Annotated in this window: 18 protein-coding genes, 1 other RNA gene and 1 pseudogene; 13 read left to right on the top strand and 7 right to left on the bottom strand. The window is 30.4% G+C overall.

Annotation, left to right across the window (positions count from 1 at the left end):
- Positions 1 to 4953: hypothetical protein (locus BM549_RS13785; RefSeq protein WP_290470798.1), on the bottom strand; the 4953-nt coding region annotated here is incomplete at its 3' end.
- A gap of 381 nt (positions 4954 to 5334) precedes the next feature.
- On the opposite strand from BM549_RS13785, the gene BM549_RS13780 reads away from it, so the two are divergent.
- The 4 genes from BM549_RS13780 (at position 5335) to BM549_RS13765 (ending at position 9513) form a co-directional block, all read left to right on the top strand.
- Entirely contained in the window at positions 5335 to 5874 is a 540-nt protein-coding gene (locus BM549_RS13780) for a histidine phosphatase family protein (protein ID WP_290470797.1), read from the top strand.
- 39 nt (positions 5875 to 5913) lie between these two features.
- Positions 5914 to 7977, top strand: a complete 2064-nt coding sequence (ppk1, locus tag BM549_RS13775) for a polyphosphate kinase 1 (protein ID WP_290470796.1) — start codon at positions 5914 to 5916, stop codon at positions 7975 to 7977.
- The gene (locus BM549_RS13770) at positions 7971 to 8882 is read left to right on the top strand and encodes a Ppx/GppA phosphatase family protein (protein ID WP_290470795.1); all 912 of its coding nucleotides are present in this window, start codon (positions 7971 to 7973) and stop codon (positions 8880 to 8882) included. The genes ppk1 and BM549_RS13770 overlap by 7 nt, the downstream gene beginning before the upstream one ends.
- 100 nt (positions 8883 to 8982) lie before the next feature.
- A complete protein-coding gene (locus BM549_RS13765; RefSeq protein WP_290470794.1) occupies positions 8983 to 9513 on the top strand; it encodes a porin family protein in 531 nt (176 codons plus the stop codon).
- 88 nt (positions 9514 to 9601) lie between these two features.
- Here the strand turns inward: BM549_RS13765 and BM549_RS13760 are convergent, their stop codons facing one another.
- The 3 genes and pseudogenes from BM549_RS13760 to BM549_RS13750 form a co-directional block, all read right to left on the bottom strand.
- Positions 9602 to 10183 carry a tRNA-(ms[2]io[6]A)-hydroxylase gene (locus tag BM549_RS13760; protein WP_290470793.1) on the bottom strand — a complete coding sequence of 194 codons (582 nt, stop codon included), beginning with the start codon at positions 10181 to 10183 and terminating at the stop codon, positions 9602 to 9604.
- Positions 10184 to 10194: 11 nt separating this feature from the next.
- On the bottom strand, positions 10195 to 10755 hold the full coding sequence (locus BM549_RS13755) for a hypothetical protein (protein ID WP_290470792.1): 561 nt from the start codon (positions 10753 to 10755) through the stop codon (positions 10195 to 10197).
- Between the two features lie 54 nt (positions 10756 to 10809).
- A pseudogene (locus tag BM549_RS13750) lies at positions 10810 to 12539 on the bottom strand (DNA polymerase III subunit gamma/tau).
- A gap of 219 nt (positions 12540 to 12758) precedes the next feature.
- Between BM549_RS13750 and rnpB the strand changes: the two are divergent.
- Positions 12759 to 13083: RNase P RNA component class A (gene rnpB / locus BM549_RS13745), an RNA gene on the top strand.
- Positions 13084 to 13127: 44 nt separating this feature from the next.
- Here rnpB and BM549_RS13740 read toward each other — a convergent pair.
- The 3 genes from BM549_RS13740 to BM549_RS13730 are packed head-to-tail and all read right to left on the bottom strand — an operon-like array spanning position 13128 to position 15224.
- Positions 13128 to 13679: an RsmD family RNA methyltransferase gene (locus tag BM549_RS13740; RefSeq protein WP_290470791.1), complete on the bottom strand. Its 552-nt coding sequence runs from the start codon at positions 13677 to 13679 to the stop codon at positions 13128 to 13130.
- Complete coding sequence (locus BM549_RS13735; RefSeq protein WP_290470790.1) at positions 13679 to 14500, bottom strand: DUF3822 family protein; 822 nt, start codon at positions 14498 to 14500, stop codon at positions 13679 to 13681. The genes BM549_RS13740 and BM549_RS13735 overlap by 1 nt, the downstream gene beginning before the upstream one ends.
- Entirely contained in the window at positions 14484 to 15224 is a 741-nt protein-coding gene (locus BM549_RS13730; RefSeq protein WP_290470789.1) for a hypothetical protein, read from the bottom strand. Before BM549_RS13730 ends, BM549_RS13735 begins: the two co-directional genes overlap by 17 nt.
- A 119-nt stretch (positions 15225 to 15343) precedes the next feature.
- Here BM549_RS13730 and BM549_RS13725 point away from each other — a divergent pair, with 119 nt between their 5' ends.
- The 8 genes from BM549_RS13725 to BM549_RS13690 all read left to right on the top strand — a co-directional run bounded on the left by BM549_RS13725 (position 15344) and on the right by BM549_RS13690 (position 22671).
- A complete protein-coding gene (locus BM549_RS13725) occupies positions 15344 to 16780 on the top strand; it encodes an ATP-binding domain-containing protein (protein WP_290470788.1) in 1437 nt (478 codons plus the stop codon).
- 21 nt (positions 16781 to 16801) lie between these two features.
- Positions 16802 to 17368: a DUF4126 domain-containing protein gene (locus BM549_RS13720; protein ID WP_290470787.1), complete on the top strand. Its 567-nt coding sequence runs from the start codon at positions 16802 to 16804 to the stop codon at positions 17366 to 17368.
- Between the two features lie 78 nt (positions 17369 to 17446).
- On the top strand, positions 17447 to 18175 hold the full coding sequence (gene kdsB / locus BM549_RS13715) for a 3-deoxy-manno-octulosonate cytidylyltransferase (RefSeq protein WP_041301546.1): 729 nt from the start codon (positions 17447 to 17449) through the stop codon (positions 18173 to 18175).
- Position 18176: 1 nt separating this feature from the next.
- Positions 18177 to 18881 carry an HAD family hydrolase gene (locus BM549_RS13710; protein ID WP_290470786.1) on the top strand — a complete coding sequence of 235 codons (705 nt, stop codon included), beginning with the start codon at positions 18177 to 18179 and terminating at the stop codon, positions 18879 to 18881.
- Between the two features lies 1 nt (position 18882).
- Complete coding sequence (locus tag BM549_RS13705; RefSeq protein ID WP_290470785.1) at positions 18883 to 19503, top strand: CatA-like O-acetyltransferase; 621 nt, start codon at positions 18883 to 18885, stop codon at positions 19501 to 19503.
- A 20-nt stretch (positions 19504 to 19523) separates the two neighbouring features.
- Entirely contained in the window at positions 19524 to 20606 is a 1083-nt protein-coding gene (locus tag BM549_RS13700; RefSeq protein WP_290470784.1) for an iron-containing alcohol dehydrogenase family protein, read from the top strand.
- 1 nt (position 20607) lies between these two features.
- Positions 20608 to 21156: a 1-acyl-sn-glycerol-3-phosphate acyltransferase gene (locus tag BM549_RS13695; protein WP_290470783.1), complete on the top strand. Its 549-nt coding sequence runs from the start codon at positions 20608 to 20610 to the stop codon at positions 21154 to 21156.
- A gap of 486 nt (positions 21157 to 21642) precedes the next feature.
- Positions 21643 to 22671 carry a hypothetical protein gene (locus tag BM549_RS13690; RefSeq protein WP_290470782.1) on the top strand — a complete coding sequence of 343 codons (1029 nt, stop codon included), beginning with the start codon at positions 21643 to 21645 and terminating at the stop codon, positions 22669 to 22671.
- The last annotated feature ends 64 nt before the right edge of the window (positions 22672 to 22735 follow it).

Below are 22735 nucleotides of genomic sequence, written 5' to 3'. Positions count from 1 at the left end.
ACAATCTACAGTTTGATCAGTGACATTACAAGCAGAAATATCAGGCGCAGTATTATCTTCAATAGTAATAGTTTGCACAAGTGTTGTGATGTTATCACAGTTATCAGTAAGAGTCCAAGTTCTAGTAATAATAGCTTCGTTTTCACAAGCACCAGCAGCAGTCGTATCGCTAAAAGTAGCTTCTAGAGTTGTCGCACAATTATCAGCTTCATCAGTAACATCACCAGTAAGTGTTAAATCGTTAGGATCTTGCTCACAGTTAATAGTCACATCTGCCGGAACCGTAAAAGTAGGAGCAGTAGTATCTTGAATGGTAATTACTTGTTGCGCAGTTGTTGTATTACCACACTCATCCGTTAATGACCAAGTTCTAGTAATAATAGATTCGTTGGCACATGTACCAGCAGCAGTAGCATCGCTAAAAGTAGCTTGAAGAGCTCCAGAACAGTTATCAGCTTCAGTAGTCACATCACCAGTAAGCGTTAAGTCGTTAGGATCTTGCTCACAGTTAATAGTAATATCAGCCGGAACAGTAAATGTAGGATCTGTGCTATCTTGAACATTAATTATTTGTGTATGAGATGCTTGATTATTACAACTATCTGTAGCTATCCAAGTTCTCGTAATTGTGTATTCACTTGAACAAGAACCTTCTGTAATAGTTTCATTAAATGTTGCTGTAGGTAATGGATTTTCATTTACTTCAGAAAAAGAAATATTGTGAAGACCAAAACCAGGAGCACTATTAGGGTTAATGTTTGGACTATTAATAATTTTGAAAACGATAGTAATTGTATCTACAGCTTCAGAAAAAGCAACAGAAACAACACCTTCGGTTGAATTTCCTCCGCTAGGAGTAGTTGGATCTATACCATAAACATCATTACCAGTAATTATTTGGTTGTCTGTAGCACTTAAAGCAGGCATTACAGTAGTACCATTTAAACTACCTGTAATGGTATAATTTTCTTGACGATAAAAATTATTAATTTCACCATCTACATCAAATAATTTAAAAAATGTATTTGTAACTCCAACTCCTGAGTTTCCAAGAGTTATAGTTAATGTAATAGTATCTTCTTGTAATACAGGAAGACTTGAGGCTAAAATTAAAGTGTTTTCTATTGTAGGTTCATCACCTTGATAAAATGCTCCAGTAACAGGAGTGCCTGAAGTTAAAGATCCAGTAGGATCTTGGATTGTTATAGAAACGTTGGTACCATCAATATTATAACTATTACTTAAAGAGCCTGATGGCCAAGTTTCATTTTCCCAGTTTAATAATTTTGAGTTAATGCTACTACAATTATCATCAAATAATAAAACAGATGCTTCTGGCACTTGGTCGCATTCTGCTGTAATATTTTGTGGTAATACACCAACAAAATAAGGAGCAGTATTATCTTCAACAGTAATAGTTTGTGTAAAAGTAGTAGAGTTACCACAATCGTCTACTAATGTCCATTCTCTAGTTATTATAGACTCGTTAGGACAAGAACCAACAGAAGCAGTATCTGTATAAGTTGCTTCAAGATCATTGTCACAATTATCATCTTCGTTTGTAACATCTCCTGTCAAGGTAAGATCGTTAGGATCTTGCTCACAGTTAATAGTAATATCTGCAGGAACTGTAAATGTAGGTGCAGTAGAATCTTGTACTGTAATGGTTTGAATAGCAGATGTTGTATTATTACAATCATCTGTTAAAGTCCAAGTTCTAGTTATAATAGTTTCGCTTGAGCATTCTCCAGAAGAATTATCTTCTGTATCTGTAAATGTTGCTTCTAAAGTTGTATCACAATTATCAGCTTCATCAGTTACATCACCAGTAAGCGTTAAATCGTTAGGATCTTGCTCACAGTTAATAGTCACATCTTCCGGAACCGTAAAAGTAGGAGGTGTTGTATCGACCACATTAATTATTAGAGTCCTTGTAGTTGTGTTTCCGCACTCATCTGTTGCAGTCCAAGTTCTTTCTACTACAAACTCATTTTCACAGGTTCCAGGTGTTGTAGTTTCGTTAAAATCTATAGTTGCTGTTCCACATTCATCTGTAGCTGTTAAAGTTTCAGCTGGTTCAAGTTCATCACATTCAATGGTAATTTCTTCAGATATTGTTACGGCATTAGTGTAGTTTGAAATACAAGTAAACTCAATATTATGTTGTCTTCCTCCTCCAGAAACGTTATTTCTTCTTGCTTCTACACCTAATCTAAATCTAAAACTTGAAGAATTTGTATTTCTAGTAGAAAAATTAGCTTGTGGATATGCATTAGATACGCCAGGATACTCGGTTGTTCCTGCAGTTGCAACTATCCAAGGACCTTCTTCTGTAATTGTTAAATCTGTTGGGTCATTTACAGTATAACTATTAGTAAATTGTGTCCAGTTTACTTCTCCATAATTATTACCTCCATCAATATCATTAAAATTAGAATAAAACTCAGGTAATGTTGTTGGATTGGTTGTTCCTGCATCAACAAAATCTATTCTATATTCTGTATAAGCACGATCTCCATTATTTGCAATAGAAAAAGCTGTTTTTGGTCTAAAAGAATCACTACTTGTTGAGTTATCATCTAACACAGGAATTGTTGTACCTACAGTTTCTAGAATATTAACTAAAGCATCAACACCAGGAGCAATGTTTGTGAACCTAAATACTTCTCCTTCTAAAAATGTAGTGTTATCTCCATCTCCAGTTTCTTCTGTATAGTTTTCAAAACTTAAAACCGGTACATCTACACAAGAAGGTTGTGTGTTGTCAACATTAGATGGAAAACCTACAATAGTAGGAGGTAAAGTATCAATTATAGTAAAAGAAGCAGATGTAGTACTTGTGTTTCCACAAGCATCTGTAGCAGTAAATGTAACTATTGCAGATCCAGTACCACCACAATCGTCTGAAAGTCCAGAGTAATCGTTAGACCAAACTACAGGATTGTTACAATTATCAAAAGCAACCGCACCACCATTAGTATCTAACCAGTCGTTTAAATCGTCTGTATTTCCGTTACCATCACATTGAACAGAGAAATCGAAAGCTGTTGTATCTATAACAGGACCTTGAGTATCTTGAACCGTTATTACTTGAGTATAAGTATCTATTACGTTCCCATAAGCATCTGTAAATGTAAATGTATTAGTATAGGTTCCATTTGTTGGGCAAGAACCATTTTGAACAAATTCACCACTAGTTTTGATTGGAGTTAAATTTTCACAATTAGATACTGGCGATAAATTTTGCGCAGCATTTAAACCAGAATTATTGTTACACTCTACAGTAGTATCTAATTCACCAGGCTCTGTTTCCCAAGTTGGTGGATTTGGATCGTTAATTGTAATTATAGTAGAATTTAAATCGCCATTTGAGCAAACATCAGAATTATGTGAACTTTGTGTCGATTGGTTTGTAGGGTTTATTTCTCCATGATAATTTGCATCAAGTTGGATAGAAAACTCTCCACTATCTGAACCATTTTCTAAAAAATAACACTCGTCATTAATATTTACTTGAAAATCAATATCTAAAGGTTGAGAATTTGATGTTAAAACACCATTGTCTACTGTAAAAGTTAATAATCTAGATGTCTCATTATAAGTATATGACACTCCAGTTGGTAAACCTGTTATTGGTAATACTAGTTCTGCTTCTGGACCAATAGTTGTAGATAGGACTACATTTTCTGCGTTATCATTACCATTATTTACTAATTGAGTATTAAAAGTAACAGTGGTTGGAGTTGGACCAGGTGTTAAAGAGGTTGGAGTTGCGTTTAAAGAAATATCTAAATCGGGTTGGTACACTTCTATAGAAAACCCTAAAACATATAAACCATAAGTTTCTTGGGTAGATGTTAACCTTAAAGATGCAGAAGTTTGATTATTCGCTAATATAGATTTTCCAGGATTGTTTAAAGGAAATAATGCAGCATCAAACCCAAGTGTGTTTGTACTAGCTGGTGTTCTGTTTGTAAAATTACCACCACCAGAACCTATAGTAATTTTACTATTAAAAAAATTATCGTTTGCTCTTCCAGGTGTGCTAATGTTTACAAAATCACCATTAGTGTCCTCTATTTGCAACATGTCTCCATTTAAACCTCTATCGCCTTCAAGAGCACCAATTAAAACATTGGCATTAATATTTCCGTTTGGCACGGTTTGAAAACCATTAAAAACAAAATCTAAACTACTAGTTGTATTTGCTATATGTACATAACCATCAGATAGAGTTATGTTTCTTAATTTCATATCAGGACTAGAGTATACTACTACAATTTGCCAACCACCAGAAGTTCCTGTGTTACCACCTGTATGAGATACTAAAAATCCTGTTCTTGCTTCTACATTAGCAATTTGGTATGTACCAAAAGGTGAATTTAAATTTTTAACATCTTCAGTTATATCTTTATAACAAACATATGGATCGTTAATAAAGTGAGGACTATCGTCTCTACCACGGTAAATTACTTCATCTGCTGTAATTATTGTATAGTTTGTTTGGCCAGGTAATCTAATTTTTGCATCGTTAAAATTCCAATTTGGAACATTTTCAGATTCAGCATTATTTATTACAACTCCTTTATCTGCTGCAACCCAGTACAACATAACTTTCTCAATCTCTAAACATGAATCACCAGGTCTTGGGTTTGATAAAACAGCATTGCTTGAATTGAAAGTTGATGGGTCATTATCTATATCTACAAAAACGTTGTTATCAAAATTTTGATTATCTCCTTCGCCATTATAATTTGCAGTAGGGCTTTGTGACACAACATTGTTAGCAATCATACTAACTTCTCCACGAATAGTTTCATTATATCTGGGAGAAAACACTTCTTTAACTTGGGCTTCAATTTTTTGAGAACTTAATAGCAAAAGTAGTATTGGGAAAATAACTATGGCAAACCTTGTAAGGGAATACTTTAAACGAGTAGTTTTATATAGCATAATTTGGGATTTTACAAATGGCTCTAAATGTAGGTGCTAGATAACCGTTTGTTATATTATTTTTAATCTCAAATAAATGAGAGTTTTTTGTACAAAAATGTGTTTCCGGATAACAAATAATTAACTTGCTAAAACCGAAAACATTAAGATAAATATTTAACTTTGTTCTGAAAGTATGTAGTTTCATAACAAAAAAAAATTAACTGTTTAATTAAAATTTTACTACTATTAATTACGTAATTTATAATCTACAGTTGAGGGAAGTGCACCATAGGCGACACAAAGTAGGTTGTTTAATTGGGTATTAATAGCACTTACAAATGAAACAGTATTTAAATTGTAATTCAAAAAAATGAGTTTAATAACTTAAATACTCGTTAAATGGCCGAAATTAAACCAAAATACGTTCAAATGCAAATAAATCCGACAAAAAGTGTTAAAAGACTTTATTTAGTTCGTCATGCAAAATCCTCTTGGAAGTACGATTTACCTGACTTTGACAGACCTTTAAAAAAAAGAGGTTTTAATGATGCTAAATTAGTTTCAAACCATTTAAAAACCTTTTCTTTAAGTCCAGATTTAATAATAAGTAGTGGTGCTAATAGAGCTAAAACTACAGCAGATATTTTTGTAGAAAATTTAAATTTAAAAAGCGTAAATTTTATTATTAATAATGATGTTTATGATTTTTCCGGAGAATCATTATTGAGTGTTTTGAAATCTTGTGATAAAAATATCGATAAACTGCTTATTTTTGGGCATAATTATGCATTAACAAATATTGCAAATACCTACGGAAACACTTATATAGAGAATATTACAACCTCAGGATTTGTAGAAATTCATTTTAATATTGATAGTTGGTCTCAAATAAAAAAAGGAGAAACTAAAACAATACTTTTTCCAAAGCATCTTAAATAAGAAAACTGTAATATATTTGTTAAAACTTAAATTTTATAAATGAATAAAAAAACGTCTAATTTTAGCTATATAAATAGAGAATTAAGTTGGTTACAATTTAATGCTAGAGTACTTCAAGAAGCCTCAGATGAAAATGTACCACTTATTGAACGTCTTCGATTTTTAGGTATTTTTTCAAATAATTTAGATGAATTTTTTAAGGTAAGATACGCTACTGTTAAGCGTATTGATGAAGCAGGGAAAGAAGGTAAAAGTCATTTGGCTGGTATAAAAGCTTCAGAATTATTAGAAATAATAACACAAACAGTAATTAAACAACAAGCCGAAAGTTTAAAAATTTTAAGTAATATTCAGCAAAAACTAAAAGCTGAAAATATTTTTATTATTAATGAAAAACAGATTACTAAATCTCAAAAAAACTTTATAAAAAATTACTTTATTCAGCATGTAAGTCCGGCATTGGTTACCATAATTTTAAATGAAGATGCAGCAATACCAAATCTTAAGGATAGCGCAGCATATCTTGCAATAAATATGAGTTTAGAAAATGGAGAACACCAATATGCGCTTATAGAAATCTCTAAAAACATGGATCGTTTTGTAGAACTTCCAGAAGAGAATGGAAAACAGTCTATTATTATTTTAGACGATTTATTACGTTTCTGTTTAGATGATATTTTCAATATTTTCGAGTATAATTCTATAACGGCACACATGATAAAAATTACACGTGATGCAGAGCTTGACTTAGAAAGTGATTTAAGTAAAAGTTTTATGGAAAAAATTAGTAATAGTGTAAAAGATAGGCAAGATGGCCAACCGGTTCGTTTTGTTTACGATAAAAGTATAGATAAACATACACTAGATTTTTTAATGGATAAAATGAGTATAGAATCTTCAGACAGTATTATACCTGGAGGTCGATATCATAACCGTCGTGATTATATGAATTTTCCAAGCTTAGGAAGAACAGATTTGTTATATGATAAAATTACAGCTTTACCCGTTAAAAACTTAGGATTAGAAAACAGCATATTTAAAGCAATTTCAAAAAAAGATTATTTACAATACACACCATATCATACCTTTGCATACATTGTAAAGTTTTTACGTGAAGCAGCATTAGACCCTCAAGTAAAAAGCATAAAAATTACAATTTACAGGCTGGCACAAATTTCTCATGTTGCCAGCTCGCTAATTAACGCTGCAATTAACGGTAAAAAAGTTACTGTTTCAATGGAGATTCAAGCACGTTTTGATGAACAAGCCAATATTGAATATGCAGAACAAATGCAACGCGAAGGCATACAATTAATATTTGGAGTACAAGGTTTAAAAGTGCACAGTAAAATGTGTGTTATAGAAAGAGAAGAAGGACCTAAATTAGTACGATATGGCTTTATAAGTACAGGAAATTTTAACGAGTCTACTGCAAAAATTTATACAGATTATACACTGTTTACAGCAAACCAAAAAATACTAAAAGATGTAAATAAAGTTTTTAACTTCTTTTCTGTAAACTATAAAATGTATCGTTATAAACATATAATAACATCACCACATTACACACAAAATGCTTTTTTTAGTTTAATAAATAAAGAAATTAAAAACAAAAAAGAAGGAAAACCAGCTTATATTAGACTGAAAATGAATAGTATATCAAGCTATAAAATGATTGATAAACTATATGAAGCTAGTAATGCAGGCGTTAAAATACAAATGATTGTTAGAGGAATTTGCTGTTTAATTTCAGGCGTAAAAGGAATGAGCGAAAACATTGAAGTTGTAAGTATAATAGATAAGTTTTTAGAGCATACTAGGCTTTACGTATTTTGCAATAATAATGATGAGAAAGTATATATATCTTCCGCAGATTGGATGACAAGAAACATAGACAATAGAGTAGAAGTAAGTTGCCCAATATATGATGAAAGTATTAAAGAAGAATTGATTGATACCTTTAATATCTGTTGGAATGATAATGTAAAATCAAGAATTATAGATGCAAAACAAAAAAACATTTATAAACGAAACGATAAAGAAAAAGTAAGAGCTCAATTTGCAACCTACGATTATTATAAAAATAAATTAAACGAATGCTAAAAATTAAAAAATTTGCTGCAATAGATATTGGTTCTAATGCGGTGAGATTACTTATAGCTAATATAATTGAAGAAAAAGATAAACCTGCAACTTTTAAAAAAAGATCTTTAGTAAGGGTTCCAATTCGTTTAGGTGGAGATGTTTTTTTAAACGAGAAAATTTCACCAGAAAATATAGAGCGTATGGTAGATACCATGCAAGCTTTTAAGCTGTTAATGAAATCTCATAAAATAGAAAAGTTTAAAGCCTGCGCAACTTCTGCTATGCGAGAAGCAAAAAACGGCCAATTAGTTGCAGATAAAATTTTAAAAACCTCTGGAATACCTATAGATATTATAGAAGGTGAAGAAGAAGCCGCTATTATTGCTGCCACAGACCTACATACATTTATAGATAATACTAAAACATATTTATACGTAGATGTTGGTGGTGGTAGTACGGAATTTAGTGTAATTTACCGTGGTGAAAAAATTACATCTAAATCTTTTAAAATAGGTACAGTTAGATTGTTAAATGATATTGTTAAAAAAGAAACGTGGCAAGAGTTAGAGCAATGGATAAAACTTAACACAAAAAACCACGAAAAAATAGATGTTATAGGTTCTGGAGGAAATATAAATAAGATATTTAAAATCTCTGGAAAAGCACTTGGCAAACCGTTAACTTACTTTTATTTGACGTCGTACTACAATATGTTGCAAACTTATTCGTACGAAGAACGTATCACACAATTAAACTTAAATCAAGATAGGGCAGATGTTATTATTCCCGCTACACGTATCTATTTATCAGCGATGAAGTGGTGTGGTGCTAAGCATATTTATGTACCAAAAATAGGTTTGGCAGATGGTATTATAAAAAGTATATACAATAACACTGTTTTAAGCCATACACAGTTAAAATAATACACTTTATCTTTTTATTATTTAATATTAGTTAAATTTAATATATATTAGCTTTAGTATATAAAACTATATAAATTAACACAAAAATAATTTCTTTTTTATGAAAAAAACTGTACTCTTATTAGCCTTTTTACTTTGTACTATCTATGGCTTTTCTCAAAACGCATTATATGGTGTACGTGCTGGATATAATATTTCTAACTTAGATTTTGAACCAGACCCAACAGGATTTGCAAATAAACATAGAAATGGTTTTGCTATTGGATTCTTTGGAGAATATTCTTTATCAGATAATTTAGCAATAGCACCAGAAATTCAGTTTTCTTCAGAAGGAGCAAATGATGAAGGTATAAAATTAGATTATTTACAAATGCCTATTGTTTTTAAATTTAAATTAGGCGATAAATTTGCTATAGGTGTTGGACCACAAGCAAGTTTAAAAACTCATGATTACCAAGATGGTTTAAAAAACTTTGCCTTTTCTGGTATAGGAGGAATAGAGTATATGTTATCTGATGAGTTTTTCTTAGATTTTAGATATTCTTACGGTTTAACAAATATATTTGATGACGAAACAGAATTAGATGCTATTAACACTAATATGCAAATTGGTTTTGGTCTTAAGTTTTAACCAACAATAAATCAAACTAAAAAACGCCAAAACATTTAATGTTTTGGCGTTTTTTTTTATGTTTAATGTTTGGTGATATAATGGTTATTTAACCATGTATAGTTTCACTTTTACTTAAATCTTTCATTATTTCGGCTTCAAAATCTAATAAATCTTGCCATTTTTTATCTACTTCTTTTCTATCACCGTATTGTCTAGCAAAACCTAAAAACATAGTATAATGGTTTGCTTCACTAACCATTAATTTTCTATAAAACTCAGCTAATTCTTTATCTTCCAATTCTTCACTAAGCAGCCTAAAGCGTTCACAGCTTCTAGCTTCAATTAAAGCAGCGTAAAGTAGTCTATGTACTAATTGCGTTGTTCTACTGCCGCCTTTAGGAAAAAACTGAAGTAACTTAGCAACATACTCATCTTTACGATCACGACCTAAAACCCAACCGTTTTTTAAAATTAAATCGTGTACCATTTTAAAATGGCTAATTTCTTCTTTTACTAAAGCTACCATTTCTTGAACCAAATCTGTGTACTCAGGAAAGCTTACAATTAAAGAGATTGCTGTACTAGTTGCTTTTTGCTCGCAAAAAGCATGATCTGTTAAAATATCTTCAATATTTTTTTCTACAATATTTACCCAACGCGGATCTGTTGGTAATTTAAGTCCTAACATATTTTATTAGTTTATTCTTTTGTAACATTTTCTAGTTTGTAATTTCCGTTAGCTTCAATTTGTAAGATAAAATACTCACACCAATCTGTTTCTGGTTTACAAAATGTTATATCTATACTTATATTTTTTTTATTTAAAGATTCAGCTTCATTAAGCCAAACACCTTGTAAAATAGATGTATTAAAAAAGTTTTTGTAGGAGTCATCTATATTTAAAATAAAATCTTTGTCTATAATTTTATTAAAAATCATAGAGTTGTTAGTTACAGTAATTAAAGCTTTTGCATCTCTATAATAGTGTTTGTATGTGATATAATTGTTTGTAAACTCGTTTAAATAACTGTCTTCCATATTTGTGAAGCTTTTTATTTTTATACGGTTTCCGTTATTAAAAAGTGTATCTATTTCGTTTTCAGAGTATTTTTCTGGAAAATATTTTACAACTTTAGAGAAAGAATCTAATAATTTGTGTTCTTTTAACACCTGTGTATTGCTTTTATGTACACGTTCTTTACCGTCACAACTCAAAAAAAATATACTTATAATAGCTAGAAGGAATAAGATGTTTTTCATTTTAAAAAATAAATAAAAATAAATTTAAAGATACTTAATTTGAAGTGAAAAGAATTATAAATCTAAATCGAAAGTTTTTCTAAGTAATTCAATATTAGGGTTTTTTTCTTTTAATTTCTCGTATTTTTCTTCTGGTGTGTAAGCAAATTTCTTTTGCATTTCTTCATTAACATCAATATCCAAACTTATATCAAAGTTTCTTAATGTTTTGCGTAAAAACTGAAGCAAATCGTACGATTGTCTTTCAACTTCTACTTTATTAGTGGCATTTGGAAACGTTAAATGTATTGTTGTTCCTTTTAATTTTGGTTTGTCTATTGAGAGTATTGCGGCAAGATTCATTTTACCTTCTTTCTCAATATCTTTAATAAATGTGTTCCAAACTTCGGTTAATTCATCTTGAGTAAAAGGTTCTCTTGGTAGGTTTTCTTCATCTATAGTATTATCTTTTTGTTTTATTTCGTGCTCTTTTTTAGCTCGAATACTTTTTAAAGACAATCCAGATGTTGGTTTTTTACCGCTATTAAGTATTATTTTAGGAGCAGTTTTTGTTGCTGTATCTGCCGTATTTAATATAGGTTGTTTAGTAGATACTACAGATTGTGGTTTATTTTCTACAGGAGTGTTTGTAGTTTGTTCTACTTTTTTTACCGGAATAGGCGTAATACCTACACGTTTAAAATAGGATGGTGGAATTATGTACCGACTGCTATTTTTTTTTTATCTCCATCAAAAGTGATAGAGGCAAGTTGCATGATACAAAGTTCAACGAGTAGTCGTTGGTTTTTACTGGATTTATATTTTAAATCGGTTTCGTTAGCTAACTCAATTCCTTTTAATAAAAAGGCTTGAGAAGCTTTTTTAGATTGCTCTAAATATTTTTCTTTAGTTTGATCTCCAACTTCTAAAAGTTCTATAGTAGCTGGATTTTTACAGACTAATAAATCTCTAAAATGAGATGCTAGTCCTGCTATATAATGGTGTCCATCAAAACCTTTAGATAAGGTTTCATTAAATTGTATTAGTAATTCTGGTATCTTATTTTCTAAAATTAAATCTGTACTTGTAAAATAAGTTTCGTAATCTAATACGTTTAAATTTTCTGTAACAGATTGTCGTGTTAATTCTTTTCCCGAAAAACTTACCACACGATCAAAAATAGATAAAGCATCACGCATAGCGCCATCTGCTTTTTGAGCTATAATATGTAAAGCATCATCCTCTGCATTTATACCTTGTTCTTGTGCAATATATTTTAAATATTCTTTGGCGTCTTTTACAGTAATACGTTTAAAATCGAAAATTTGACAACGTGATAAAATTGTAGGTATTATTTTATGCTTTTCTGTAGTTGCAAGAATAAATATACAATGCTTTGGCGGTTCTTCTAAAGTTTTTAAAAAAGCATTAAAAGCGGCTTGAGATAGCATGTGTACCTCGTCAATAATATAAACTTTGTATTTTCCAACTTGTGGAGGAATACGTACCTGATCTGTTAAACTTCTAATATCGTCTACCGAGTTGTTTGAAGCAGCATCAAGTTCAAAAATATTAAAAGCAAAATCTTCCTCGTTAGATTCTGTACCATCACTATTAATCATTTTAGCCAGAATACGAGCACAACTGGTTTTACCTACACCTCGTGGTCCGGTAAACAATAAGGCTTGCGCTAAGTGATTATTATCTATAGCATTTAGCAAAGTATTTGTAATGGCAGATTGCCCAACAACATCTTTAAATGTTTGTGGTCTGTATTTTCTTGCCGATACTACAAAGTGTTCCATTTATATTCTTGCTAAATTTTGCGCCTTAAGATACTTTTTAAAGGTAATTTTTAGAATAACAAAGTTAAAAATTCAATTTGTATTTTAGAATTTTGCAGCTATAATTTAAAAGGAGTTATTAACAAACGTTCACTAGTTATAGATCCCCTTTTTTTAGCATTATTAAACAAAACGCTTTTCTGTATAAATATTTCATATAGTTTATTCTATTTTTGCAAATAAGTAAATCGCCTTATCGCGCTTGTACTAAAGTAAATTTAGTGCAAGTGAGGAAAGTCTGGACACCGTAGTGCAATATAGTGGTTAACAGCCACCAGCCGTGAGGTTAGGAAAAGTGCAACAGAAAGTATGTACAGGTCATGCTGTAGTGAAACCAGGTAAACTCTATGTGGTGCAATGTCATGTATACTAGCGTTTGAGCGTGCACGCGCGAGTTAGAGGGTAGGCAGCTAAAGTGTGTTGGTAACAACTCACGAAGATAAATGATAAGGGTTAAAACAGTAATGTTTTAATACAGAATCCGGCTTATAGATTTACTTATATATAATAAAACCATCTAATTTTTTAGATGGTTTTTTTATTTAAATATTATTCGTTTTCTTCTGGAAGTTTATAAAAACTAAACATATTACCACCATAACTTTTAGAATGGCTGTAATGGTCTAAATGTGATATATCTGTATGTTTAGAGTGCTCAACTATTAGCATACCATTTGGTTTTAAAAGATTGTTTTTAAATACCAGTTCTGGTATTTTAGAAAATGCTTCTACAGGAAAATCGTATGGTGGATCTGCAAATATTACAGTATGTTTTGTATTACTATTTTCTAAAAATTTAAAAACATCGCTTTTAATGGTTTGTATTGGCATATCGAAACTTTCGGCAGTTTCATTTATAAATTTTATACAACCATAATCTGCATCTACACAGGTGATTTGTTGTGTACCTCTGGAAGCAAACTCGTAACTTATATTTCCTGTACCTGCAAATAGGTCTAGAACCGAAATGTCATCAAAATAATAATGGTTATTTAAAATATTAAATAACGATTCTTTTGCCATATCTGTTGTAGGACGAACTGGAAGCTTTTTTGGAGCTGTAATTCTTCGGCCTTTAAATTCTCCTGAAACTATACGCATTATAAGCTTTTTAAAAGGGTGAAATTTGAATATTGATTGTTTTGCTTTTCTGTAAAACTAAAAGAATCCATTCTATTACCAAACGATACATTTCTAATGTATTTATATAGTATATTATATAAGGTATCATCTTTTTCAATTGCACCTAATAAAATAGCAGAAATTGTTTCTGGATTGAATTCTAATTGTTCTGTTGTAAATAAAACATAATAGATAAAATCTTCGGGTGTTGTATACTCAAAAGTATTATAAAGTAATAATTTTCCTTTTGCAAAGGCAAGCAATTCAAAATGTGTAGTGTTTACATTTATATATAATTTATCATCACTTGCATTTTTTTCAGCTGCAACTAAATTTTCTATTAATACTGTAGAAAAGTGTTTGTATGTAAAGGCTCCAAAATGGTCATAAATAAAGTTATTTACATTAATATATGGTACATAAACATTTACAGTTTCGTTTGCTGTAATAGTATCATACGTTATATAATCTGACTTTAAAATTTTAGAACTTAGTTTTAAATAATCTGCCATAGCATCTTCGTTAAAAAGTGCTTGTGGCACTAATGCAGATAATTCGTTTGTATGTATTACTGTTACTTTATTGTAGTTTTCTTTTAATAGTGATTCTGTATTAAATAAATGTTTTACAAAATCTAAAAGCTCAAAAGGAGTTAGTTTTTTTTCTTTAGAGAAATGCTTTATAGCTGTAATAGTATTATTGCTAGTATTTAGCACACAAAAAGAAAGTCCATTCAAACTTAGTTGAATGGACAATTCTTTATCTGTTATTTCTAAAATTGTATTAACTTTTTGGGTCATATACTTTTGGCCAGTTCCCGTTAACTTTTACTTCTTCCATAGATCCAACTCTTACAGCATCTCCTTTAATTTCTTCTACAGAAATTGCTTTGTTTTCTTGAGCAATATAAGCTTTGTCTTGATCGTGTAAAACATCTTTTTTCAATACATAAGCTTCAAATACAGGAAATTTATCGTCATCATCTTCACCAACTTCTCCAGCGTTTAATTTAAACTTAGTACCTTCTTTAGCAAAAGGAACGTTCATCATTGTTTTATATCTTGTAGAAGTTTTAAATAAAGAATCTTTTACAGAAACAAAATCTAAAGTATCTATTATAGTTTTTTCAACACGAGTTTCAACACCACCATAACGACGTGTTAATTCTTCATCTACAACACTTGTATCTCTTCTTTCTACAATTGCAAATTTTCCGTTTTCAATAAAATTTATTAAAGAATCGTAGCTATTTGTATATTTTCCTTTAACTTCTTTATAAGCAACTTGAGAATCTCTAATGTCAACTAATTTTTCAATTACTTGAGCATAACGCTTTTCTTTTACTTGGTTAAATAAAATTGGTTTGTATACAGACATAAATGTTTGGTAACCCAAAAAGGCAATAAGTCCCCAAAGAACTAAAGTTACAACAGGTTTAATTTTTGCAGGAATAAACTTATCAATAAGCCAAACAATTAAAATTGTTAGTAGTATTGCTCCAATAATAATAAGCGCTAATTTCATATTTTATTTAAATTTAATTTAATTAAGGTCTAACGCAAATCTACAATTTTTTTTTATTCGTAAAAACCAATAAGAGTAAAAATCATTTATATATTTGAATAAAAGTTATAAAACACCTAATGGAAATCACTAAATCTGAATTTTATTCCCTTATAAAACAGCAGTTTCCGTTCCAGCCAACTCAAAAACAAGATATTTTACTTTTACAGCTATCAGAATTCATTTTTGATGATAAATCTAACGGTATTTTTCTTTTAAAAGGGTATGCAGGAACAGGAAAAACAACAATAATTGGTACAATAGTTAATAATTTATGGAAAGCTAAAAAAAGCGCTGTGCTAATGGCACCAACTGGTCGAGCAGCTAAAGTAATTTCAAACTATTCTAAAAAAGAAGCCTTTACAATACATAAAAAAATATATTTTCCTAAAAAAGATAAAGGTGGTGGCGTAAATTTTGTTTTACAGCCTAATAAACATAGAAATACACTTTTTATAGTAGATGAAGCGTCTATGATACCAGATACTCCTGGAGATTCTAAACAATTTGCTAATGGATCACTATTAGACGATTTAATGCAATATGTCTATCAAGGCCATAATTGTAAATTACTATTAATAGGAGATACTGCACAATTACCACCAGTAAAATTAGATATAAGTCCTGCTTTAGACGAGAACACACTAAGCTTAAATTATAATAAATTGGTTTCTAAAATGGAGTTAGACGAAGTAATGCGTCAAGAACAAAACTCTGGAGTTTTAGAAAATGCGACAATGCTTAGAGAAACCTTATCTAGCGGTTTTTTTGAAAGTTTTCAATTTAATCTTAAAGGTTTTAAAGACATTGTGCGATTGGTTGATGGTTATGATATTATGGATGCTATAAACGATAGTTATAGTACTTTAGGAAATGAAGAAATGGCAATAATTGTTAGAAGCAATAAACGTGCAAACCTTTACAACCAACAAATACGAAGCAGAATTTTATTTAATGAAAACGAATTGTCTTCTGGAGACTATTTAATGGTTGTAAAAAATAATTATTTTTGGTTAAAGCCTACAACCGAAGCTGGTTTTATTGCAAATGGTGACATTATTGAAGTTCTTGAAATATTTAGCATTAAAGAATTATACGGTTTTCGTTTTGCTGAAGTAAAAATACGAATGGTAGATTACCCAAAAATGAAACCTTTTGAAACAGTATTGTTATTAGATACTATTTCGGCAGAAACACCTTCGTTAACCTATGAAGACTCTAACCGTTTATATCAAGAGGTTCAAAAAGATTACGAAGAAGAGAAAAGTAATTATAAAAAGTTTTTAGCAATAAAAGGAAACAAACATTTTAATGCATTACAAGTTAAGTTTTCTTACGCTATAACCTGCCATAAGTCGCAAGGTGGACAATGGAATACAGTATTTGTAGAGCAACCATATTTACCAGATGGTGTAATTACTAAAGATTATTTAAGATGGCTTTATACAGCAATAACACGTGCAAAAGAAAAAGTATATTTACTTGGTTTTAAGGATAATTTTTTTGAATCTGAATAAAAATAATAAACGCAATATATTATGACAGCTGAAACAATTATAAGTATTTGCCTTGGTATAGGTTTATCTGCATCTGTTGGATTTCGTGTTTTTGTACCACTTTTTACCTTAAGTCTAGTCTCTTATTTAGGTATTTGGGAATTAAATGAATCTTGGCAATGGATAGGAAGTTTATCTGCATTAATAGTATTAGGCGTAGCAACTGTAGTCGAGATTTTAGCATATTATATTCCCTATGTAGATAATATTTTAGATACAGTAGCAATACCATTAGCGGCTATTGCCGGTACAGCAGTTATGGTTTCTACGGTAGCAGACTTAAGTCCAGTAATAACATGGGCATTAGCCATTATTGCTGGTGGCGGAACGGCAGCAGCAGTAGCAAGTTCATCTGGAGCAACACGTTTGGCATCTACCGCAACAACTGGTGGTGTTGCAAATCCTGTAGTTAGCACAGTAGAAACGGGAACAGCAATAGGCATGTCTATAGTTTCAGTTTTATTACCGGTTTTAGCAATTTTCTTTGTGGCTATACTATTTTTTGTAATATTTAAACTCTATAAAAAAATGAAATCGGCTAGCGCTTAACTCGAAAAAAGCATTAAAAGACTCTGTCTTTCATTTTAAAAATTATATTTTTGAATCTTTAATACTTCAATTTTTTAGATGAAAATAATCGCAATGATTCCCGCACGATATAGTGCATCTCGTTTTCCTGGTAAATTAATGCAAGATTTAGAAGGTAAACCTGTGATTACTCGTACTTACGAAGCTACAGTAGCTACCAATTTGTTTGATGAAGTTATCGTGGTTACAGATAGTGAAATAATTTTTAAAGAAATTACAAGCATTGGAGGCAAAGCCATAATGAGTATTAAAACGCACGAATGTGGTAGTGACCGTATTGCAGAAGCTGTAGAAAATTTAGATGTAGATATCGTTGTAAATGTACAAGGAGATGAGCCTTTTACCGAAGTAGCATCCTTAAAAAAGCTTATTAAAGTTTTTGAGAACGACAGTGATAAGTCTATAGATTTAGCCTCATTAATGGTTAATATTAAAGACATTGAAGAGATAAATAACCCAAACACTGTAAAAGTTATTGTAGACCAAAAAGATTTTGCATTATATTTTTCTCGCAGCCCAATACCATACCCAAGAGATAAAGAAGTCGCTACAAAATACTATAAGCACAAAGGTGTTTATGCATTTAGAAAACAAGCATTAATGGACTTTTATAACCTCCCAATGTTAATGTTGGAAGCTTCAGAAAAAATAGAATGTATTCGCTATTTAGAATATGGAAAGCGAATTAAAATGGTTGAAACAAGCGTACAAGGTGTAGAAATTGATACACCAGAAGATTTAGAACGTGCTAAAAAATTGTGGAAATAAATTGAAAAAAGAATACAATAATATAAAAGTAATAGGTTTTGATGCCGATGATACACTTTGGGTAAACGAAACCTATTTTCGTGAAGCTGAAGAAGATTTTGCCAAACTTTTAAGCCAGTTTGAAACGCCAAATAAAATAGACCAAGAGTTATTTAAAATGGAAATTAAAAACTTACCTGTATACGGTTATGGTGTTAAAGGTTTTGTATTATCTATGGTTGAAATGGCTTTAGAACTTTCAAATTATACCATTTCAAATAAAACAATACAAAAGATTATAGATATTGGTAAAGAGATGATTAATAAACCTGTGGAACTCTTACCAAATGTAGAACAGGTGTTAAAAACATTATCTCAAGACTATAAACTAATTGTAGCTACAAAAGGCGATTTGTTAGACCAAGAACGCAAATTAGAAAAATCTGGATTATTGCAATATTTTCATCATATAGAAGTATTAAGCGATAAAAAAGAAGATAATTATATTAAACTATTAAAGCATTTAGAAATTAAGCCAGAAGCTTTTTTAATGATAGGTAACTCATTAAAATCTGATGTTTTACCATTAACCAAAATTGGCGCAAAGGCAATACATATACCGTTTCACACCACTTGGGCACATGAAGAAGTAGAACCATCAATTAGTGATAAAAACGACTATAAAACACTATCAAACTTAAACGAACTAATTTCTTTGTTAAATTAAGATGCGAGAAATAGTATTAAATACTTGGAATAGAAAACAACACTTTGAGCATTTTAAAACGCTTAAAGACCCATATTTTGCTGTTACTTTTCCGTTAAATGTTACAAAAGCCTATACGTTTTCAAAAGAAAACAAAATATCATTTTTTGGTGTGTATTTACATGATTGTATGAAAGCAATAAATAGCACCGAAAATTTAAGGTATCGAATAGTAGACGAAAAAGTAATAGATTTTGAAACTATAAATGCATCTGCAACAATAATGAGAGCAGATAAAACCTTTGGCTTTTCATTTATAGATTTTAATGAAAATTTAAACTTATTTTTGGAAAGTTTAGAGAATGAGAAAGAAAGAATTTTAAATACAAAAGATTTGTTTCCGCCTAAAAACGGTTTAGATTGTGTTCATGCTTCGGCAATGCCTTGGCTTCATTTTTCGGGACATAAAGAACCTGTTTCTGGAATAGAAGAATCTGTACCAAAACTAGCTTTTTCTAAAGTAATACAAGAAAATGAAATTTATAAAATGAATGTTTCAATAAATGTAAATCATGCTTTAGTAGATGGTTATCATTTGGCAATGTTTGCAGAAGCATTTCAGAACAATTTAAATAATAAATAGAATATTAAAGACGCAAGTCAATGAGTTATAAAAATTTTCCAATGGTGTCCAAAGTAATTTTTGGACGTGGTAGTTTTAATCAATTAGGAGATATTTTATCTCCAAAACGATTAAATATTACTGCACCATTTATATTTTTTGTGGATGATGTATTTAAGGGTAATGCATGGTTAACATCTAGAATACCTTTGTCTTACGATGATAAGGTAATTTACGTCTCTGCAAAAGAAGAACCTAAAACGTCACAAATAGATAGTCTGGTTGAAGATATTATAGTAAAATATAAAGAATTACCGTCTGGAATAATTGGCATTGGTGGTGGTACGGTTTTAGATATTGCCAAAGCGGTTTCTATTATGTTAACTAACAATGGAGAGTCTAAAGATTACCAAGGTTGGGATTTGGTAAAAAATCCTGCCGTTTATCACGTTGGAATTCCTACTATTTCTGGTACAGGAGCAGAAGTATCTAGAACCACTATTTTAACTGGTCCAGAACGTAAATTAGGTATAAATAGCGATTTTACACCTTTTGATCAAGTTGTATTAGACCCAGAGTTAACTAAAGATGTGCCCAAAGACCAATGGTTTTATACTGGTATGGATTGTTATGTACATTGTATTGAATCTTTAGATGGAACATTTTTAAATGCTTTTAGCAAATCATACGGTGAGAAAGCCTATTCTTTATGTAAAGAAATTTTTTTAGATGATAATTTAACCAAAGAAGAATCTCAAGACAAATTAATGATGGCCAGTTGGCATGGAGGCATGAGTATTGCATATTCTCAAGTTGGAGTAGCACATGCATTAAGTTATGGCTTAGGTTATTTATTAGGCATTAAACATGGTATAGGAAACTGTATCGTTTTCGATCATTTAGAAGAATACTACCCGGAAGGTGTAGCCCTTTTTAAGCAAATGAAAGAAAAACACAACATACAGTTACCTCAAGGTATTTGTGCAAACCTATCAGATAAAGAATTTGATACCATGATAGATGTAGCTCTAAGCTTAGAACCTTTATGGGAGAATGCTATTGGTAAAAATTGGAAAAAAACAATTACTCGCGATACATTAAGAGCATTATACCAAAAAATGTAATATGCGAAAAATAGCAAAATTTATATATTTTAAACTACTTGGTTGGAAAGTTGTTGGAAACACAACAATGTCTAAAAAAGAGATAAAAAAAGCCGTAATTATAGCTGCACCACATACAAGCTGGCACGATTTCTATATTGGTGTTTTATTACGAAAAGTAATAGATATAAAAACAAATTTCGTTGGTAAAAAAGAACTATTTATTTGGCCTTTTGGTTATTATTTTAGAGCGCTTGGTGGTGTACCTCTAAATAGAAGTAAAAATGAAAACAAGGTTCAGGCCATTGCTAAAGCTTTTAAAAATAAAGAAGAGTTTAGAATCACTTTCGCGCCTGAAGGAACAAGAAATAAAGTAGAAAAATGGAGAACTGGTTTTTACTATATCGCAAAAGAGGCCAATGTTCCAATTATAATGTTTACCCTAGATTTTAAAAACAAACAAAATGTAGTTTCTCAACCATTTTATCCTACTGATGATATGGAGGCAGACTTTAACTATATGTATTCTTTTTATAAAGGCGTAATAGGTAAAGTAGAAAAGTACTCTTAAATACTAATCTTATTTATAAGTGATTGATTTTTATAAAAAAAATTGAGCTTTTATAAATTTTTGGCATTATAATTGTTTTATTAAAAATGTTGTAGAATTGGTAATGAAACATAAAGTAAACTTTTATAGTCCCTAAAAAGAAACATTAACCTATTACTAAAATAACAAACGGCTTCAATGGTATTGATGCCGTTTTTTTTTAAATAAATTTTTATTAAAAATATCTTAAAATTTAAATATTTAAAGAATCGTTTTAGTTTATTTTTCTTTTAAATAATTTTTAAATTTTTGTTTTTAATGTTCTCTTTATCAATAAATTGTGTTGTTTTTTTAAGGTTTAACAAAATTTATGAAACAAAATTTCAATTGTTAAAGTAGGGTTAAAAAATTAATAGAGCAAAACCTTAGGTGTATTCACTACGTAGATTTATAGTATCACGTTTATTAAAAACATGATCAATTAACTTTAATCTAAAATAAACAAAAATGAAAAAACAAATTAAAACCTTAAGTATTATAGCATTGTCTATAATAACTTTTAACTCTTGTAGTGATGATGATGATAACAACAATGTTAACCCACCAACAAATACTGAAAGCACACGATTATATACATCTAACAATGCTGATGGTAATATTACATATTATGATGTAACAGACTTATCTAATGTAAGCGCTACTACTTTAGTAACTGCAAGTGTTGCTGCAGATGGTATTTATTTTGATGCGTCTACAGATGCAGCCATTCAAGCTTCACGTTCTGGATTAGCTTTAGAAGGGTTTACAGATATTAGTGCAATTGCTTCTGGTACAACTATTACAAGCGATATAGTTGGTACCGCAGATATGACTAGTCCAAGAGAAGTAGCAGTAAACGGAAATTTTTACGTTGTAGCAGATAACGCAGATGTAGATGCAGACGATACAACTGCAGATGGACGTTTATTTATTTACGAAAGATCAAACGGAACATTTACTTTAAGAAATACTATTACAACAGATATTAAACTTTGGGGTATTACTTTTAACGGTAATGATTTATATGCAGTGGTAGATACTACTAACCAATTAGCCGTTTATACAGATTTCTTATCTAACACAACAGATGCTACAGTTTCTGCAACTAAAACTATTGCTGTAGAAGGTATAGTGAGAACTCACGGTTTAACTTTTGATGCAGCTTCTAACACAATGGTATTAACAGACATTGGTTCTGCAGGAGATGCAACAGATGGAGGATTTCATGTAATTTCAGATTTCTTAACTAAATTTAATAATACTGCAGATGGTGGTACTTTAGCATTATCTAGCCAAATAAGAGTTGCTGGTTCTAACACTGTATTAGGTAACCCAGTAGATGTTGCTTACGATGCAGATACTGAAACTGTATTTATTGCAGAAGCCGCAAACGGAAGCATTTTAGCTTTTAATAATATTGGTACTGGTGGAAATATTACTCCATTTATAAACAATACTTTAGCATCTGCTTCAGCAGTTTATTTATCTAAAGACTAATATTTTTATAATATTCATTCATAAAAAAAGCCGCTTATTTAAGCGGCTTTTTTTTATATATAAT

This window comes from Lacinutrix sp. MedPE-SW, assembly GCF_001874145.1.
Classification (GTDB): Bacteria; Bacteroidota; Bacteroidia; order Flavobacteriales; family Flavobacteriaceae; genus Lacinutrix.
Note: the sequence above shows the minus strand (reverse complement) of the source record. Positions and strands in the feature narration are given on the sequence as shown.